This is a genomic window from Vibrio sp. 1-2 (7-a), assembly GCF_013048515.1.
Classification (GTDB): Bacteria; Pseudomonadota; Gammaproteobacteria; order Enterobacterales; family Vibrionaceae; genus Vibrio; species Vibrio diabolicus.
In genome coordinates this window covers 319107-337858 of sequence record NZ_VHSQ01000002.1, presented here as the reverse complement: position 1 = coordinate 337858, position 18752 = coordinate 319107, and the positions used below count along the sequence as shown (strand labels likewise).

General features: G+C 44.2%; 18 protein-coding genes. 11 read left to right on the top strand and 7 right to left on the bottom strand.

Going from position 1 to position 18752, the window contains the following annotated elements; all coding sequences use genetic code 11:
* Window positions 1-311 precede the first annotated feature (311 nt).
* From FKN08_RS23905 to FKN08_RS09095, 9 genes are all read left to right on the top strand, one after another.
* Window positions 312-683 (top strand): ribosome alternative rescue factor ArfA, encoded by a 372-nt coding sequence (locus FKN08_RS23905; protein WP_170891926.1) that lies wholly within the window; start codon window positions 312-314, stop codon window positions 681-683.
* A 111-nt stretch (window positions 684-794) separates the two neighbouring features.
* Window positions 795-2237 carry a sensor domain-containing diguanylate cyclase gene (locus tag FKN08_RS09130; protein WP_046873699.1) on the top strand — a complete coding sequence of 481 codons (1443 nt, stop codon included), beginning with the start codon at window positions 795-797 and terminating at the stop codon, window positions 2235-2237.
* A gap of 127 nt (window positions 2238-2364) precedes the next feature.
* Window positions 2365-3111 carry an outer membrane lipoprotein-sorting protein gene (locus FKN08_RS09125; RefSeq protein WP_134645868.1) on the top strand — a complete coding sequence of 249 codons (747 nt, stop codon included), beginning with the start codon at window positions 2365-2367 and terminating at the stop codon, window positions 3109-3111.
* A gap of 35 nt (window positions 3112-3146) precedes the next feature.
* Window positions 3147-4376: an FtsX-like permease family protein gene (locus FKN08_RS09120; protein WP_124007602.1), complete on the top strand. Its 1230-nt coding sequence runs from the start codon at window positions 3147-3149 to the stop codon at window positions 4374-4376.
* Window positions 4366-5601 (top strand): FtsX-like permease family protein, encoded by a 1236-nt coding sequence (locus FKN08_RS09115; RefSeq protein ID WP_109169106.1) that lies wholly within the window; start codon window positions 4366-4368, stop codon window positions 5599-5601. The genes FKN08_RS09120 and FKN08_RS09115 overlap by 11 nt, the downstream gene beginning before the upstream one ends.
* Complete coding sequence (locus FKN08_RS09110; RefSeq protein ID WP_005391145.1) at window positions 5601-6317, top strand: ABC transporter ATP-binding protein; 717 nt, start codon at window positions 5601-5603, stop codon at window positions 6315-6317. Before FKN08_RS09115 ends, FKN08_RS09110 begins: the two co-directional genes overlap by 1 nt.
* Window positions 6307-7515 (top strand): hypothetical protein, encoded by a 1209-nt coding sequence (locus tag FKN08_RS09105; RefSeq protein WP_170891924.1) that lies wholly within the window; start codon window positions 6307-6309, stop codon window positions 7513-7515. The genes FKN08_RS09110 and FKN08_RS09105 overlap by 11 nt, the downstream gene beginning before the upstream one ends.
* A 144-nt stretch (window positions 7516-7659) precedes the next feature.
* On the top strand, window positions 7660-9660 hold the full coding sequence (locus FKN08_RS09100) for a methyl-accepting chemotaxis protein (protein ID WP_170891922.1): 2001 nt from the start codon (window positions 7660-7662) through the stop codon (window positions 9658-9660).
* 300 nt (window positions 9661-9960) lie between these two features.
* Window positions 9961-10440 (top strand): Dps family protein, encoded by a 480-nt coding sequence (locus FKN08_RS09095; protein ID WP_170891920.1) that lies wholly within the window; start codon window positions 9961-9963, stop codon window positions 10438-10440.
* A gap of 98 nt (window positions 10441-10538) precedes the next feature.
* On the opposite strand, the gene FKN08_RS09090 is transcribed toward FKN08_RS09095, so the two are convergent.
* From FKN08_RS09090 to FKN08_RS09070, 5 genes are all read right to left on the bottom strand, one after another.
* Complete coding sequence (locus tag FKN08_RS09090) at window positions 10539-11159, bottom strand: HAD-IA family hydrolase (protein ID WP_074189932.1); 621 nt, start codon at window positions 11157-11159, stop codon at window positions 10539-10541.
* Window positions 11160-11301: 142 nt separating this feature from the next.
* Window positions 11302-12378: a PQQ-dependent sugar dehydrogenase gene (locus tag FKN08_RS09085; RefSeq protein ID WP_170891918.1), complete on the bottom strand. Its 1077-nt coding sequence runs from the start codon at window positions 12376-12378 to the stop codon at window positions 11302-11304.
* A gap of 138 nt (window positions 12379-12516) precedes the next feature.
* The gene (gene yiaY / locus FKN08_RS09080) at window positions 12517-13665 is read right to left on the bottom strand and encodes an L-threonine dehydrogenase (protein ID WP_170891916.1); all 1149 of its coding nucleotides are present in this window, start codon (window positions 13663-13665) and stop codon (window positions 12517-12519) included.
* Between the two features lie 333 nt (window positions 13666-13998).
* On the bottom strand, window positions 13999-14649 hold the full coding sequence (gene elbB, locus FKN08_RS09075; RefSeq protein WP_048625237.1) for an isoprenoid biosynthesis glyoxalase ElbB: 651 nt from the start codon (window positions 14647-14649) through the stop codon (window positions 13999-14001).
* A gap of 12 nt (window positions 14650-14661) precedes the next feature.
* Window positions 14662-14811, bottom strand: coding sequence for a hypothetical protein (locus tag FKN08_RS09070; protein ID WP_006742043.1), 150 nt, complete (start codon window positions 14809-14811; stop codon window positions 14662-14664).
* Between the two features lie 120 nt (window positions 14812-14931).
* Between FKN08_RS09070 and yddG the strand changes: the two genes are divergently transcribed.
* Window positions 14932-15834: an aromatic amino acid DMT transporter YddG gene (yddG, locus tag FKN08_RS09065; RefSeq protein WP_048625236.1), complete on the top strand. Its 903-nt coding sequence runs from the start codon at window positions 14932-14934 to the stop codon at window positions 15832-15834.
* A gap of 91 nt (window positions 15835-15925) precedes the next feature.
* Here yddG and FKN08_RS09060 read toward each other — a convergent pair whose 3' ends face one another.
* Together FKN08_RS09060 and FKN08_RS09055 are read right to left on the bottom strand one after the other, a co-directional pair.
* Window positions 15926-16822 (bottom strand): cation diffusion facilitator family transporter, encoded by an 897-nt coding sequence (locus tag FKN08_RS09060; RefSeq protein ID WP_046873689.1) that lies wholly within the window; start codon window positions 16820-16822, stop codon window positions 15926-15928.
* Window positions 16823-16998: 176 nt separating this feature from the next.
* Complete coding sequence (locus FKN08_RS09055; protein WP_006742040.1) at window positions 16999-17877, bottom strand: LysR family transcriptional regulator; 879 nt, start codon at window positions 17875-17877, stop codon at window positions 16999-17001.
* Between the two features lie 171 nt (window positions 17878-18048).
* Here FKN08_RS09055 and FKN08_RS09050 point away from each other — a divergent pair, with 171 nt between their 5' ends.
* Window positions 18049-18624, top strand: a complete 576-nt coding sequence (locus FKN08_RS09050; protein ID WP_006742039.1) for a class I SAM-dependent methyltransferase — start codon at window positions 18049-18051, stop codon at window positions 18622-18624.
* Window positions 18625-18752 lie beyond the last annotated feature (128 nt).

Here is an 18752-nt window from a genome sequence, read left to right as displayed (position 1 = left end):
GCGTGGAAAAATAAATTGCTATTGCGTACCACAGGACGACGGGTTACAAGTAATCCAACGAAATGTGAAAACAAAGAACTTTCTTTCTAGCCGTGTTTGAGTCTAGGTTAATTCCACGAAGAGTCAACATATATTAGTGCTTTATGGACAAATATTTGTATTTAGTCACTATTTAACCAGCATGTTTTTGATTAAATTTCAAATAAATGACGGTGATGTGAAGTTTTTCAGCATAAAATTCAACTAAATCTATAAATTTGACTTATTTATATAATTATTGTCCAATCTGGTTCGACCATTAAGGAGGATTTATGGCAAAACCTAAAACCAGTCCTCAGCCGAATGAGTTACAACACGAGACCGATTTCGGCAGAGGTGAAATCAAGGACAATGCGTTAAAAGCGGTTGTCACCAGTCAATTGTTCAGAACACGAGTAGTAAAAGCGAAAAAAGGTAAAGGCAGCTTCAGTCGGAAAATGAAGCATAGAGGCAAAGAGCCCTATTCAAAGTTCTCCCCGATGTGGATTTTGAATAGGGCTTTTTTATTGAAGCTGGTTTTTATCAAACTATTCAAATTCAATGGTTTAGTGTTAGTTAAATCACTCTTATCTCACCTTATACTGGCTAGCTTTCTTCTTAAACTAGACGCTGAAAAGTACCAAATAAGTACTAAAACCTACTAAGTTAGATTCATATCAATAGGAGCCGCTTCCTGTCCGACACCGCTCTGCTATATCTTTAGATCAGACAAAACAGCCGAGATTATGGTTTAAAAAGACTGGTGAGAAGTAGGTATGTCATCGACGAGTTATGGTACTTATGGTTGCAAGTGTACAAAAGCGTGTGCTTCTTTGTTACTACTATGGCTGTCTATTTGCCCGATGACGTATGCGCACAAGTCAGAGTCTCATTCTTTAATTGTTGCTAACTCCAAAGCTTGGAAGCCATTCTCTTACCTTAGCCCTGACGGTGAACCCAAAGGCATTTTGATCGACTTCTGGAAAGCGTATGCGGCGGACAACCAAATTGATGTTCAGTTTCTGCTTCTTGATTGGGAGGCTTCTTTACAGGCCGTAAAAGAGGGGCGTGCTGACTTTCACGCGGGATTGGTTTACTCATCGGAAAGAGCCGATTACTTGGATTTTGGCGCAGTTATCATGCCCATTCAAACTAAATTATATGTCAATCAAGACGTGCTTTCGATTGATGTCAAAAGTGTTTTAGCTGGTGAAATGACGTTGCCAATTGGTGTCGTTAAAGGAAGTTACGAGTCTGAGTTTATTAAGACGAATTATCCTAATGCGCCTATCGCAGAGTACATCAATAACGACACGATGATACAGGCTGCTGTCGATAAGAAGGTGCTGTATTTTGTCGCGGACCTTCAAGTTGCTAACTTTTATATGGCAACTATGCCGGGAGCAGGCATGTTTGTTCCTGTAATAAATTTATATAGTAAAGACCTTCGGATTGCAGCAGGGTTGCATAGTTCTGCTTCCATTTTGGATGTCTCTCGAGCGTTTGAAAAAGTTATCGATACAGATCGAGAAAGGATCCTCAATCGCTGGAGTGTGGTGAAAACTGTCTATCCTCTTTATCTCCTACCTATTGCGATTTTCGTTATGGCGGTCGCGACGCTGTATCATATCTTCGCACTCAAACGCATGGTTGCGCTGCGCACAAGACAATTGACGATTGCCAACCAGCAATTGCTGGAGATGACGTTAACGGATTCTCTAACAAAACTCTACAACCGTAGACACTTGATTGAACAATTGGCACTCTTGAATCACTTGCAGCGAAGCTTGACGGTAATGGTATTTGATATTGATGATTTTAAATCAATTAATGACCAATACGGTCATCTTGTCGGAGATAGAGCGATAGTGGCCGTGGCTGAAACAGCAAAATCAATGACTGATGAACGTATGACATTGGCGAGAATTGGCGGAGAAGAGTTCGCACTCGTGACGGCATCGCTCTCTGAGCGAGAAGCGCGTAACTTTGCTCAAATGCTCTGCAAAGCCGTGTACGAACAACCTATTATCCTTGGTGGGCAAGCGATTCATTTGAGCATTAGCTTAGGCTGCGCATACTACCCTGAATTTACTCACATCGTGAATTTACAAGACGCTGATCAACTGATGTATCAAGGTAAGTCTGAAGGTAAAAATCGCGCTGTGTTTCAAGTCATAACAGACAGCCAGGTTCAACCTGAGCTTCGTCAAGTCCCTTAGCGTTTTTGAGTCACCAATCGCTATTTCTAAATCCTCACTTGCTATACTCAATTGAATTTAAAATTATTATACCCGTTTCGTTTCGTTTCGATTCAAATTCTAGGTCGTGTCGGTACAAAGGGAAGGTATGTATAAAACGTTTTGTGTTCTCGCTTGTGTACTTCTCTCTTCTTTTTCTTACGCTGAGAGCGCTTTCGATATAGTCCAAAAGTCTGATCAAGCGATGCGCGGAAAATCCAGTTATAGCGAAGCCACCATGAAAATTGTTCGCCCTGACTGGTCACGCTCAATGACCATGAAGAGTTGGACGAAAGGTACGGAATTATCTTTGGTCTTGGTGACTGCTCCGGCGAAAGATAAAGGTAGCGCCTCGTTAAAACGTCATAGAGAAATGTGGAATTGGGTGCCGAGTATCGAGCGAGTGATTAAAATTGCGCCATCCATGCTCAGTCAGTCTTGGATGGGATCAGACTTCACGAATGATGATTTAATTAACCAATCTTCTATTGTTGTCGATTATCAACATCAACTGCTTCAAAGTGAAACCTTTGATGGTGACAAAGTTTGGGTAATTGATGCACTTGCCAAGCCTGACGCCCCAGTGGTTTGGAGCAAAGTCAGACTGTGGATCTCTCAAACGAGCTTTTTACAGCGCAAAGTCGAGTTTTACGATGAATTTGATGAACTGGTAAATGTTTTGACGACTTACGATGTGAAAACGTTGGGTGGGCGAGACGTTGCGACTCGCATGGAGATGCAGCCGATAGATAAACCAGGAAATAAAACGGTTTTGATTACGCACGAAGCGCAATTTGATTTTGATATCGATGATGACTTTTTCTCCCAGCAGCAAATGAAGGCTCTGCGAGATTAGGGTGGATTTTGGTTTAGATAAGAGGTGAGAATCGGATGCTCATCAAGCTCGCATGGCGAAATCTATGGCGGCAAAAACGGCGGACATTGTTAACCGCTTCTGCGTTAGCTCTTGTTCTGTTTCTCTCCTTACTGACTCGAGCGTTCCAAGAAGGAAGTTACTCCTCAAATATTAAAAACGCTGCGAAGTTCTATACGGGATTAATTCAGCTACAACATCCCGATTTTGGGGACTCCTCTAGCATTGATGATGTCCTTCCACAAACGCCTGCGTTCATTGCATTTGCCAAAAATAATCCTGATATCGACATCGTTCTGCCGAGAATTGAGTCATTTGCGCTTGCCGCCAAAGACGAACGATCCAAAGGCGTGATGGTGCTCGGCGTTGAGCCTGACGCTGAAGATAGCTACTCCAGCATTAGTGACAAAATCGTACAAGGGCGCTTTATTGCATCTGGACAAAACTCGGTGCTTGTTGGTGAGGGCTTGGCAAACTACCTTCATTTGAACGTTGGTGATGAACTGGTGTTGTATGGTTCGGGTTATCGTGGTCAAACGGCGGCTGGACTGTATCAGGTGTCCGGTATTTTGCACTTTCCTTTGCAGCAGTTAGATTCTCAGTTGGTCTACATGCCTCTTGATACCGCACAAGCGCTGTATTCACTTGATAACCAAATCACCGCATGGATCCTTAACACTCAAAGTTTACGCGTGTTGCCTGACATTGTTAAACAACTAAAGCGCCAGTACGGGAATGGCGTCGCAGTAAAAAGCTGGCAGGAGCTGTCGCCAGAACTTTCTCAACAGATCGCCTTGGACAAAGCGGGTGGGATCTTTTTGATCTATATCTTGTACGGCATTGTTGGTTTTGGCCTGTTTGCCACGATTTTGATGATGACGTTAGAGCGCCAGCGTGAATTTGCGGTGATGCTCGCGACGGGTATGTTGCGCAGCAAGCTTATGGGGCTCGTCGCCATTGAATCGATGTTTATCTCCGTTATTGGTCTTGTGCTCGGTGTCTTGATCAGCGCGCCTGTGCTTGCGTATTTCTATATCAATCCGATTGAGATTACAGGCGATGCTGCACAAGTGATGCTGGAGAGTGGCTTTGAACCAATCGTACCTGTTTCGCTAGACCCTTATTTGTTAATGGATCAAATTCTTGTCGTTCTCGTTATTTTATCGTTATGTCTGATGTATCCGATGGCTAGACTTCTTCGCTTGCCCATTGCTAGTGGGCTAAAAGGAGGCGCGCATGTTGATTAAATTGGCGTGGCGTAATTTATGGCGGAACAAGCTCAGAACTTCCATTATGCTGGGAGCGATGGTGTTCGGCTTAATGGGCGTTGTTGCCATGATTGGATTCATGAACGGTTTGGTCGACAGCATGATCAAAAACGCGATTGCGTGGCAAACCAGTCATCTACAAGTGCATCAGAAATCCTACCTTAATAATCCTGACCTTAGTGACACAATAACGAATTATCAAACGATAACGGCCGCTTTGGCTGCACATCAAGATGTTAAAGCGGTATCGGCGCGATTTCTTGCTGATGGCATGATTGCTTCTGCGCGTAGTACGAGAGGCGTTCGGATCAATGGCATCAATATTGAACAAGAGCAAAGTATCACACCGCTTAAAAGCCATGTGATAGACGGAGAATGGTTAAACGAAGTGGGAAGAAACCCCATTCTTGTTTCGCAAAAAACCGCAAATCGGTTGAAGCTGCGTGTTGGATCGAAAGTGGTTTTAACATTATCTGACATCAAGGGTGATGTATCTGGCGCAGCTTTTCGCGTTCGAGGTATTTTTAAAACGCCATCCACCACGTTTGATGACGGTAATGTCTACGTCCGTAAAGTCGATCTCGAAACAATCGCAGGCTTGTCGGGTGCGCATGAAATTGGCGTTTTGTTGAACTCCAACGAGACTGAACAGCTAGAAAGTGCAGAGGCATTTACGTTATCAATATTGCCACAAGCCAACCGTGAACAATTGGTCGTGAGAAAATGGCAAGAAATACAGCCTTTACTCGCAACAATGATGAGCTCAATGGATATCTCTAACCAAATTATGTTGGTCGTTTTCGTACTTGCCATGACTCTCGGAATCATCAACATCATGCTGATGTCAGTTTTTGAAAGAACGAGAGAGTTTGGTGTGTTAATGGCGGTTGGCATGCAGCAGCATAAAATTCGCACACTGATTATTTTGGAAACGCTATTCCTTGGTTTGAGTGGTTGCGCGTTAGGGTTATTAGGAAGCGCAGTCATGCTGAAAATACTGAGTATTACTGGCTTATCGCTTGGCGCACTTGCTGATGGATTAGGTGCTTATGGCGTCGATACCTTGCTTTATCCAAGAGTATCGTTTTACGAGTATCAATTGATTATTGTGGCTATTTTTGTCGCGAGCTTATTTGCGGCTTTGTATCCAGCAAGGCAAATTCTCAAACATCGACCTGCGGATGCCATGGCGGAGAAAACGTAATGACGATTAAATTGGAAGGCTTATCCAAGACGTACAACCCAAAGAGTGATTTTCCGGTACATGCGGTTCAGAGCGTAGATTTGGAGATCAAGCAAGGTGAGTTTGTCGCTATTATGGGACCTTCTGGTTCAGGGAAAACGACGCTACTAAACATGTTGGGCGGGATCGATTCGCCTACATCAGGACGCGTGGAAATTGATGGATGCTTAATCTCTGATATGTCAGAAAAAGAGTTGATCGCTTATCGGCGCGATAACATTGGCTTTATCTTCCAAGATTATAGCCTGCTCCCCGTACTGACAGCTCTTGAAAACGTCGAGTTTGTTATGCAATTGCAAGGGAAAACAGAAAGGGAATGTCGTGAACGCGCCAGCGCGCTACTGCAACAGGTTGGATTATCACAGCAGATGCATAAACGTCCGAGTAAAATGTCTGGAGGCCAACAACAGAGAGTTGCGGTTGCAAGAGCATTGGCACCAAAACCAAGGTTTGTAATGGCAGATGAGCCTACCGCCAACTTAGATGCAAAAAGTACAGCCGAGCTGCTTGATATAATGGAACAACTCAGCGAAAAAGAAGGCACCACATTTATCTTTTCTACCCATGATCCAAGAGTTATTAAGCGTGCGCATAGAATAATAGTATTTGAGGACGGGCGTTTGGCACGAGATTTTGCCAACATTGATAACACCATAGAGAAGAGTCATGCGTGGTAGAGTAGAAGGCGTGAGCTTACTATCCAAGTTATTGCGGCTTATTTTTGCATTAAGTCCTGCGGTAATTTGCATTAAAACTAATGCCAGCGTACCGGGTTTGGAGCCTGAAAAAGCATGGGATATCAATGGCTATGTGAAGTACATGGCGACCTATAGTATGCCTGACGAGCAGGGTAATACCCTTGACCATCTACTCCATAACCGGATTAACGTTGAATATCGCTTTTCTCCTGAATGGCGAATAAATCTCGGTATAAGGAATAGAGCATTGTGGGGCGATGCGCTTGAGATCCCTCGATATGCGGAACTCGTGGCGCTTGATAATGGGTATTTTGATCTAAGCAAAAACTGGCGAGAAGATAATGCAATCCTCAATACCCAACTGGATCGACTCTACGTCTCTTGGAGTGACCAAGATTGGAGTGCAAGGTTAGGGCGGTTCCGGGTCAACTGGTCAATGAACACCATTTGGAACCCAAACGACATCTACAACGCCTATTCTATTTACGACTTTGATTACGAAGAGCGGGCGGGCACCGACGCTGTCATGGTGAGTAAAAAACTTGGGTTTGCCGCTGGGTTAGATCTCGTTTTCTCTCCGTCAAAGCAGTCTAAAGAAAACAGCACGTCACTACGATATTTCTCCAACGTTTCTGGTTGGGACTATCAAATCATTGCGGGTCGATCTCGGCAAGACTATGTTCTTGGAGCAGGGTTCGCGACTGATATCTATCAAGCTGGGTTTCGAGGCGAGTTAAGCTGGTTTGATCCTATTGATACAAAGCATCAAGGTCAGCCTACTGAGGATACGACAGTCGCTAGTTTGGAATCAGACTACAGTTTTGGTGGTGTGCGTAACTGGATGGTGAGAGGTGCTTGGTTGTTTATTTCTGAACCAAAGCCAGCGAGCAGCGCATTAACTTACCTAAACCTCCCTCTCTCTGCGAAAACCTTGAGCTTCACGGAGCATACTGTTTATGCCGATGCTAGCTTCGACTTAACGGCGCTCAACCGCGTCACCTTATCGGCTAGTTACTATGATGATGGCTCTTACTTTGCTGGATTATCCAGCAGCTATTCACTCAGTAATAATTGGCAACTGCTAACTGTAGTTCAACATTTTAACGGTACGGACGGCAGCTTATTTGGAGAAACACCTGCAACTTTGGTGTTTGCTAATATCCGGTATAGTTACTAGAGACGCCTTTCATTTAGCTGCTATCCCTAAATAATGCAATCAATCACAAATAATGCCTTGTTCTGAAGTTGTTTTTGATACAAGCATTTAACATTTTTGTAAACATAGTTATATTTAAGGCTCATCGTTGTCAGGAGTTTATGGATGAACCTTACGATATCAGGGAAGTTGCAGCTCAGTTTTGTGCTGCTAGCCGTACTTTTTATGGCATCAGCGGTATTCACGTATCGCAACGTCACCACCGTAGAGCAATACGCCTCTTCGCTACTTAAATCCGATTTACCGACCGTAGACACCAGTCGCGGTATCCAACAGTCCGTTCAAGCGTCGTTGTCTTCTATTCGAGCCTACATGTTGCTAGGCGGCGATGAAGAGGCTAGCGCACGTCTGAGTGAGGACGTGCGTAATATCATGGTGTCAACAGACGAGTCGCTTCCGACGTTGCAGGCTTTGATCTCTGAACAGGATTTTCAAGCGATCCAAAGCCAGTGGGATGCGGTCAAAGTCTCTTTGAACAAGCTGATTGAGCTCAGCCACAGTGATGAGAACTTACCCGCGCACAACCTCTTTATTAACGAAGCGGCACCCATTGCAGAAGTGGCACTTGATCAGCTTCAAAGCTTAATCAATGAAGAGTCAGGAAACCCATTTGGTGGAGACAGAAAACGTCTGTTTAAAGTCTACGCCGACAGTTATACCTCGCTCGCCAATGCTCTGTCTGCTCTGCGAGATTTCCTGTTGTACGGGCAGCAAGATCATCTGGACAAATACCACGACTTGATTAAGTACCACAATCAGTCTGTGGCGGAAATCGACAGCAAACTCGACAGACTGACTGATAACGACCAATCACTGTGGTCACTGTTTAAAGAAATGCAGCAACTGTACTTTCCTTTAGCAGAGCAGGTGATTGCATTACGTCAGTCGCCAGAGTGGAACGAATCAAACTTGCTGATGGCGAACGAACTGTTGCCAGCAGCAGATGCCCTAGACCAAAGCTTAGAGGCGATCGTATTGGCGCAGCAAAGTCGTGCTGATCAAAGTGGACAGGGTATCAATCAGTCCATCAAGAACGTACTCACCACCATGCTGATTGCGGCAGCGTTGGTTTTGTTTGCCGCAGTAGCGATTTCAAAATACATGGGCAACACCATTGGTCGCCGAGTGAAAAACTTATCGGAGCGAGCCAAGACGATCGCTTCAGGAGATGTTTCTCAGCCTCCGTTAACTGTTGTTGGGAAAGATGAATTGGCAGACCTTACCGATTCGATTAACCGCATGAACCAATCGTTAGCGAGCATCGTGGCAGGGGTGAGTGAGAAAGCGCACCAAGTGGATACCAGCATGGGGGCTTTATTGGAATCGGCGCAAGTCACTTCATCGAATGTTGAACAGCAACAGACCAGCATTGTTGAAATGGGAAGCCAATTGGATGAAATCGCTTTAGCCGCGCGTAACACCCTAGATCAAGCCAATCAATCGGTGCAGAAGCTTTCTGATTCAAAAGGCGAGATTGAACAAGGTCGCGATGCACTAGAGCAAAACAAAGTCACCATGGAAAGCTTACATGGCAGCATTGAAACCGCGAGCACGCAAGTGACGCAGTTAAGCAAAGAGAGCGAAGCCATTGGTCGAGTTACAGAGGTGATTGAAGGCTTAGCAGAACAAACTAACTTACTGGCATTGAATGCCGCGATAGAAGCAGCGCGTGCGGGTGACCAAGGACGAGGCTTTGCGGTTGTGGCGGATGAAGTACGTATGTTAGCGACTCGCACTACTCAATCGACGACAGAAATCAACGGTATCATCAATGCGATTCAACGCTCGACCAATTCGGTGGTAGAGGAGATTGAACACAGTCAATCACTTGCGGAGCAGGGCGCTGAGCACATTGAAAAAGCGGTAACTCGTTTGCTCGTCACGACCGAGCAAATTGGTTCTTTGAATGAACAAATGGCAGAGCTTGCGGCAGCGGCAGAGCAGCAATCTCATGCGACTAGTTCGATCACTGGATTGATGTCCGATATTACTCAATCAGTGGATGAGGTTTCGAATAACAGCCAACGTGCATCAGAGACATCATTGCAAGTAAAAGAGCAAGTTACCGAGCTTAATCAACAGATGGCAACTTTCAAAACGGCGTAGATGAGGTTTACATCTGTTCATCGAATTTTGAGCGTTAACCAAATCGTAAAAAAGCCCCAATCCTTTTCACACAAAAAGGGTTGGGGCTTTTTGTTGGATGATACGCCGATATTCGTCTACTTGCTCATTGGATTTAGCTATTTAAATCATAGCTAAAACCAAATTCTCTTCACCGAGGTGGAGTCGTAATATGGCTCCATCGGCAGCAAATACTGCAAAAGAATTTTTAAACTTTATACCAATCCCGGTAAGAGAATCGTTCGTTACTACGATTGGTATCATCCTTCTAGGAGCAAGATTATGAACAAACAAGTAAACCTAATTGGTCTAGACAGCGAACAATCAGCACAACTAGCTCAACAGTTAAATCAACTGCTAGCACATTACCAAGTGTTGTACATGAACTCTCGCGGTTACCACTGGAACATCAAAGGTCAGCAATTCTTCGAACTGCACGTAAAATTTGAAGAGATCTATACGGATCTACAAACCAAAATCGATGAGCTTGCAGAGCGTATTCTTACCTTGGGTCATACACCAGCGCACGCATTCAGCCACTACTTGGAAGCAAGTGAAATTAAAGAACATCAAAACGCGACTTCTGGTAAGGAGTGTGTACAAGGTCTGGTTCAAGGCTTTAGCGTTCTACTTCTAAAACAGCGTGAGATTCTACAAAACGCGGGTGAAGCAGGCGATGAAGGTACCGCGGCATTGATGGGTGACTACATCCGTGAGCAAGAAAAATTAATGTGGATGCTTAACGCTTACCTACAAGGCTAAGCGACGCATCGCCCAAGCACTCACTTGGGAAGGCATAAATAAGTCGGGAATAAGTCAAAGGAGCACGCGAGTGCTCCTTTGTTTATGAAAGTACCTAGTTAGTCGTGAATGTGCTTAAAAGACTGAAAATGTTCGAGTAAATCGGTCAGTTCTGTTACAGCAAGAGAGGCGGAGTCGTGGAATTGCGCAGTCGTATTGTGATGAACAAGACAGGATGGCATTTGGGCGTTGTATGCGGCTTGTAGGTCATAAAGGAAATCGCCCACATAAAGTACTTCATCTGGCATTAATCGCCACTCTTTGGCTAGGACTTGGAGTGATAAAGGATCAGGTTTGGCTGGGTAGCATTCACGAGTGAGGACATGTTCAACATTAATTCGGTTATGTTCCAACTTACGCTGCGTAGCGATCAAACAGTTGCGCGTTACTATCGCGGTTTTAACTTTATGCTGATGTAAGTATGCCAAAAGCTCGTGGCAACCCAACATCGGAGATGACTGCTCGGCATCAGAAATTTCATGATCAAAGATGACATTATGGGCATGCTCTCTCTGATGTGGATGGTCAAGCTTATCAACAAAATCCAATAAATCTTCGTTTTGTGGACAGCCTAGTTGCTGACGAAGATCTTTAAAGTTCATATCGGAGCTGACGAGTGTATTGTCTAAGTCGAAAATAACGGCTTTGACTCTTTCAAGTTTTAATGGAAAAGGAACCATGATGACCTCGTACGACTTAAACCAAGCTATCTTTCTAAAAACAAAAGGTTATTGTTAATTTTAGATTCAAACGTTTTCCTTGTACGAAAATAAATCACTGATACGTCACAAATTAAATAGTCTCAATGATGTTGGTGTTTGATTACTTCTCTTCAAGACGGAAAATTTTGCCTGTATCTGTTGAAAAATAGACATAGCCATCCGGACTGACGGTGATATCTCTTACTCGCTCGCCAAGATTCTCCATCAATCTTTTTGATTCGGTGAGCTTGCCATTCTCAATAGAAACCACGTTGATGTGCGCCAGCTTCAAGGCACCGGCGAGGATTTTTCCATCCAACTCTGGGTACTTATCACCACGATACACCACCATATTGCTTGGCGCTATAGACGGAATATAAACCAACTTTGGGTCTTCCATATTCGGTAAGCTTTTCGCTTCTCCAACGTCTAACGGTCCCCAATACTCTTTACCCTGAGAGACTTTTGCCCAGCCGTAGTTTGCACCTTTCCTAATCAGGTTGATTTCATCACCACCACGAGGGCCATGCTCAATCGACCAAAGTAGTTTTGTTGCTTCGTCGTAAAACATGCCTTGTGGGTTACGGTGCCCGTAACTCCATATTTCAGGGCGAGCCTCAGAAGTCTTGAATGGATTATCTTGTGGCACCGAGCCATCAAGGTTGAGGCGAAGAATAGTGCCTGCATGGGTTTGAGTGTCTTGCCCATTATCACGTTCGCCACGGTCCCCAATTGAGAAGTAAACCTTGTCATCGACAAACGCAATACGGCTGCCGTAATGACGGCTGGTGTCTGTGATGGCGTCGGCGACAAAGACGTCTTTCCAACCCACAAGTTGATTGTTTTTCAATTGTGCGGTCGCTAAGGCTACAGTATTTCCTTTATCGATACGTTTGCTGTAAGTAAAGAAAAGCTGTGGATTTTGTGGAGCGGTATTCGGCACTAGAGCTACATCTAATAAACCAGCTTGCCCACTGGTGTTCACATTCGGTACTTTGAAGAGGGTTTGCTGTTTTCCCGAAGCAATATTAAGTAATGAAACGGTGCCTTTTTTTTCATTCACGATCATTTGTTGCTTATCGAGAAATTCAATTCCCCATGGGATTTGAAACCCATTGGCAACCTCATTGGCACGATAGTCCGCAGCATCAATAGAAAAAGCTAGGCAAGCGAGTAGGGTCGCAGTGATCGTTCTCATGGTTCCTTCCAATATGAGTCCAAGATACTTAAAAACTAACACTAAAAGAGGACGTTTGGCAGGGTATGCGAACATAAAAAATCCCCAATACAAGATCGGGGATTGAATTAAGACTAGAGAATTGTTTACTTAGCGAGCCTACATCGCTTCTTCGAAGATCTTAGAGATCTCTTCGTGCGTTGCTTGTTTCGGGTTAGTGAAACCACAAGCGTCTTTTAGCGCGTTGTCCGCTAAGGTTGGGATATCTTCTAGCTTCGCACCAAGCTCTTTAATGCCTGATGGGATGCCGACATCTTTAGCGAGCTCAACGATAGCATCAATGGCCGCCGCAGCACCTTGCTCTGCTGACATACCTTCAACATCAACACCCATTGCTTTAGCAACGTCACGTAAACGCTCTGGACATACTTGCGCATTGTAACGTTGTACGTGAGGTAGAAGAATCGCGTTACATACACCGTGTGGCAGGTCGTAGAAGCCGCCTAGTTGGTGCGCCATTGCGTGAACGTAACCAAGAGATGCGTTGTTGAATGCCATACCTGCCATGAACTGTGCGTATGCCATTTGCTCGCGAGCTTCAAGGTTTTCACCGTTTTTCACTGCTGTGCGAAGGTGAGCTTGAATCAGTTCAATTGCTTTGATTGCTACCGCGTCAGTGATTGGTGTCGCAGCGATAGATACGTAAGCTTCAATCGCGTGTGTTAGCGCATCCATACCTGTTGCGGCAGTAAGAGACGCAGGTTTAGCAAGCATCAATTCAGGATCATTCACTGACATCAATGGTGTTGTGTGTTTGTCCACAATCGCCATCTTAATGTGGCGCTCTTCATCTGTGATGATGCAGAAACGCGTCATTTCAGAAGCAGTACCAGCCGTTGTGTTGATTGATACGAGAGGCAGCATTGGTTTTGCGGATTGGTCAACGCCTTCGTAATCGCCGATCTTGCCGCCGTTTGACGCCACTAAAGCGATACCTTTTGCACAATCGTGCGGTGAGCCGCCTCCGAGTGAGATAACGAAGTCACATTCGTTTTCTTTTAGTAAAGCTAAGCCATCATTAACGTTGGTGATAGTAGGGTTTGGTTGAGTGCCATCGTACACAACGCTTGCTACGTCGCGTTCAGTGAGAAGGTCTTGAACTTGTTTGACTACACCGATTTGGTTAAGGATCTTATCCGTAACGATTAAACCTTTTTTAAAGCCTTGAGATTGGATGCTGTCTGCTGCGTCTTTTAAACAACCAGCGCCCATTAGGTTTACCGTAGGGATAAAAAATGCACTTGTCATATTGGATAGCTCCGTCGTTATTTTTAATAATCTTTCCTAATTTGCCATTTACTGTCGCACACTCGTTTCCAGATTGAAGTTGATCTGAAGCAAGTTTACCTATTTAGAGGTATTTGCAAGAGAAAAACTGTGACAGTGATCTTGTTGCACAGCGTATAGGTGCAACACAGATATAAAGTAGAACAAATATGAAACCAGTGACGCAATCGATTGGCAAAAATTGATATCTAATACGGATATATCTCTAAATTAGACTAAAGTATAAAAAATCCCCATTAATAACTTAACTATCAATGGGGATGGGAGGTAGGTTTATAAGTTATCTATCAATAATTAGGCAATATCAATCAGCTTTGATACTAACTTTTCGATACCTGATGCCGCTTGAGAGATATTCTCTGCCAACATATAAGCAGGGGTTGATAGAACGAGGTGTGTTTCATCAAAAACGATATCCTCGACAGAGCAAGTGATGTGTTCACCGCCCATTTGATTAAATGCTATCGAGATCGCTTCATCGTTGCCTACGGTGCCTTTCACGCCATGCTCATAAATCATCGGAATAATGACAGGAGAAATACACAGATAACCTGCTGGCTTTTTCGCATGAGCGAATGCGCGACATGCTTGAGCTACGTGTGTATTAATCGAGCACTCAGCCCCTGATACTGCGAAGTCAGTGAGATTTTTAGCGGCACCAAAACCGCCAGGTAAGAGTAGGGCATCAAACTCATCTGGATTCAATCTTGCAACATCATCAATATTGCCACGTGCAAGGCGTGCAGATTCCACCAACACATTTCGTGTTTCGTCCATCTCTTCGCCAGTTAGATGATTAATCACGTGTAATTGATCGATGTTAGGAGCAAAGCAATGCCATGATGCACCTTCTTTTTCAATGGCATGGAGTGCTAATACGGCTTCATGCAGTTCTGTGCCATCGTAAACACCTGAACCACTGAAGATAACTGCGACTTTTTTCATTTGAGAATTCCTTTAGTCTGAGGTTTCCGTTTGTTGCTCTGTTTCTTTTAGATGCTGAGTGCTCGAATCAGTTTCGGCGATTTCGCTATCGTCGTCTTCTTCATCATAGTAGCGCACAACAAAAGGTGTAAGCATAACACTCGAGGGCAGAAAATGTTTCATATCGACTCCAACTGCGTAATGGAGTGATTTTTATACTGATTTTTATAAAACAGTACGTTGAACCTGATCATTTTTGAGTTAAGCTGATGTTTCCTTTGGCATTCGTGAGTGGTAGGTCACATGAAATCAGTGCAATTTCGTTTCACACTTTATGGTTGTATTGCCATCCTCTCTTGGAGTTGCTTACTTGGCATTGCCAGATTGGTTACCGAGAGCTTAGGTCCCGTGGGCGGGGCGGCCATGTTGTACTCTCTCAGTTCTATTTTCCTTCTTATCGTAGTTGGTATTCCGAAGTTATCGTACTTTTCTCCAAAGTATCTCGTGCTTGGTGGCGCGATGTTCGTTTGTTATGAAATATTTCTCGCTTTATCTCTGGGATATTCCAACTCGCGTGCGCAGGCTATTGAGGTGTCGATTGTCAATTATCTTTGGCCAGCTCTCACCGTTTTGTTTGCGGTCTTAGGCAGTAACAAAAAAACAAACTGGCTGCTTTATCCAGCGGTTGCGCTGGCGTTTATCGGAGTCGCGTGGACGGTGAGTGGTGAAAATGGCTTATCCGTTACTCAGATTATGTCCAATGTCAGTAGTAACCCTTTGGTTTACTTTATGGCTTTCGCAGGAGCAGTTATATGGGCTTTTTATTGTAATTTAACCCAGAGGCAGCAATCCAAACATAACGCGATTACGTTGTTTTTCATTGCTACTGCTGTTTCGTTATGGGTGAAATATGCGTTTGCTGATGAGCCAGAGATGACTTTTTCATGGGAAGCAATGGGCTACCTTTTTGCTTCTGCGGCGTTGATGGCTGGTGGTTATGGTTTGTGGAACATCGCGATTGTTGGCGGAAACATGGTCTTTCTCGCGACACTTTCTTACTTTACGCCCATTTTCTCTGCGCTATTTTCTTCCATTATTCTTGGTGTGACGTTGAGTCCGAGTTTTTGGCAGGGGGTTGTGATGGTTACGGTGGGCTCTTTGCTTTGCTGGGTTGTCACCAAGGAGAAGCGTGAAGCTGCAGGTTAAACCAAAATTATCTGATTTTATCTTTGCGCTGTATGCTCAAATGACAGAAAGAAAAAAGCTCCCGACCGAGGGAGCTTTTTTCTTTCGTGTTCTAACAGTTTGCGACGTTTAAATGGAGTTGCAGTTTGAATCTGTGCTTCGACAGACGTTTCGTTAACTGAGTGCGAGTTTGTTCCAACTTATCCAATGCAATGGTGTCGTCATCGACGTGCAAATCGATGTTAATACGAAGCTCTTGGCCCACTTTAGTGATACCCGCTAACTTTAGCTGGTGGTCAGATGTTTTTTCTATCTCTAGTACATCATTGCCAACGACCTGACATAGCTCTTTGCTTGGTGTCATCATTAGTAGCTCACGTAGTGCACCAACCAACATATCAAAAGGAACTTTCAGAAAGTAGAAGCCCATTAGCACCATCATCATAGGATCGGCATAAACCGCATATTCAGCGAATGGCGTTAGTGATACAGCCCAAGCAGCAACAAATCCAACCGTCACTGCCACACTTAATAGCGTATCCATCTGCCACTGTTTTTTCTCTGCTTCAATCAAGCCTGATGAGAAGCGACGGCTGCGTTTAGCCATAAACCACCAAGCGTAACCACAACCGATGACGTTTACGATGCCGAATAGAGTGGCAATAGAAGCATCGACTTCACGGCCTCCGGACATCAATGCTGAAATTGCAGAGTAAAGAGAAAAGCTTACAACCACTAAAATAACAGCCGCTTTTATCGCAATAACGATTGGCTCTAAGACCGCTTTTCCAAATGGGAATACAGATTTTGAGGGCTTGTTAATATAGTAGGAAGCGGCCAGTGACAATAAAGTTAACAGTAAGCTGACCAAAGAGTAAACACCGTCAAAAACGATGACAATTGATCCTACAAGCAAGCCAAGTACCATACCACCAGCAGCGAACCCAGATGCTAAAAGGGCTGAAATGGTTAGAATACGGTTTTCGTTTTTGCTTGTCCTGTCACACATAAAAGATGCCTTTAAATTTTAATACCTTACTATTCTTCTCGCATAAGGTAATTTAGGCAACCACTAAGTGAGCAGGTTCTAATCTAAAAAGTTGCGTTTTTGTTTATGTTCTTATAAAACAATAACTTGCCGCATGATCTTGGTGCCAATAAAATTGGCGCTCACTGATAAAATGTTTAGAAGTCAAATAAATACTCGCTCAATTTATCCGCTAACCATGTCATTGCTGGGTGCTCAGTTTGACCGTTAGGTGAAAACATACAGTAGTCTTCTTGTGTCAATCCGTATGTATGCTTGATAACGGCGAGCTTTTGCTGGCGAAGGTAATGGCGGATTAATGGTTCTGGCAGTACACCCCAAGCGTCTTCTTCTAAGATGGTGTTGAGCATGTAGTCAAAACTCGAAAAGCCAATGTATCGAGTCGAGAAAGGCTGCAGTTCAGGGTTGTCTTTCTCATTTAGGTACACCATCAACGCTTGCATCTGGCTGCGCAGATCTTCGTCTGAGACTCGGCGCATCTTACTTAGGCGGTGTTCTGCACTGCATACTGACATCATACGTATCTTGCCTAGTGGGTTATACACGATACGAGGATCGTCGACGCGCTCATAATCAACACCAAAGGCAAAATCCACTTGGTGGGTACTGACTAAGTTGGCTAAGTCGCCACTGGATGCCAAGATTAAGTTGAAGGTTGTGGAAGGGAAGCGGTTATTCAGTGTATGAGAAAGCTCCTGCCAGAGATCATCAGGCAAGGAGTCGTCACGTGCAACCCAAACTTCCGCGTTAAAACCTTCCGAGATTTGAGCACAGGTTTTTCTTATCCGCTGTGCGATGATAAGTAGGTGTTCGCAATCTTTGTAAATGGCTTTCCCAGCTTCAGAGAGAGTGAGCTGGTTGCCAGTTCGGGTAAACAACTCAACGTTGAGATCTTTCTCTAAAGCCTTAATCGACATACTGAGTTTGGTGCGATTACAATCGAGTTGCCTCGCTGCTTCAGAAACAGAACCACACTCAGCGATGGTGCAGAAGGCTTCTACTTGAGTTAAGTTCATGATTTGACACAACCAATAAATGAATTCAAATAATTTGGGTATTATGCAGATGTGCTCCCAAAGCCGTGAAAGATTATCGAAAAAAACGCGAATCCGCCAGATAAGTCTATGGTCTTTTAACGGTTTTGCGGTAATCTATGTGGGTTACAAAAAGTGAACATGGAGGCCACGATGGCACAAGATTGGGACGGCTTAGCAAAAAACTGGGAATCAAATCCAGCAACAGAGCAATTTGCGCAGTCGGTGTTTGAGCAGTTACAACAGCTAACTCAGCTTGATGGCATTAAAGTACTAGATTTTGGATGCGGAACAGGGCAGTTAAGTCAACGATTGTCACCGATGGTTAAAGACATCGTAGCATTAGACGCATCGGAAGCCATGATTGAAGAACTCGATAAAAAAGAGCTTGCCAATGTAGAACCTGTCGTAGATGCATTGTCTCGCGGCTTGGTCGCTCAGCATCCAGCGTTTCGTGGACAGTTTGACCTAGTAGTTGCATCGTCAGTTTTAGCGTTTGTGGAAGACTTAGACGCGTCATTAAAAATCTCGCATTCTTTACTTAACCACGGCGGTTACTTTGTTCATTTTGATTGGATTGCAGAATCTGAACAAGACGGTTTTACCCTGGCGAAGTCTAAACGTGCTTTGAAAGATGCAGGTTTTACTGAGGTGGAATCGCAACACGTTTTTGACATTACATCTGACGGTAAAACGATGTCGGTATTAATGGGGCTTGGTCGCCGTTAATACTGAATAAAGAACACCACATGATAAAAGCGAGCTACCTAGCTCGCTTTTTTCTTATCGGTTGAGGGTATGTACCCAAGTTAACCTCACTTGTTCTTCAACCTGTCGCTGCGGGTGTACGCAAAGTG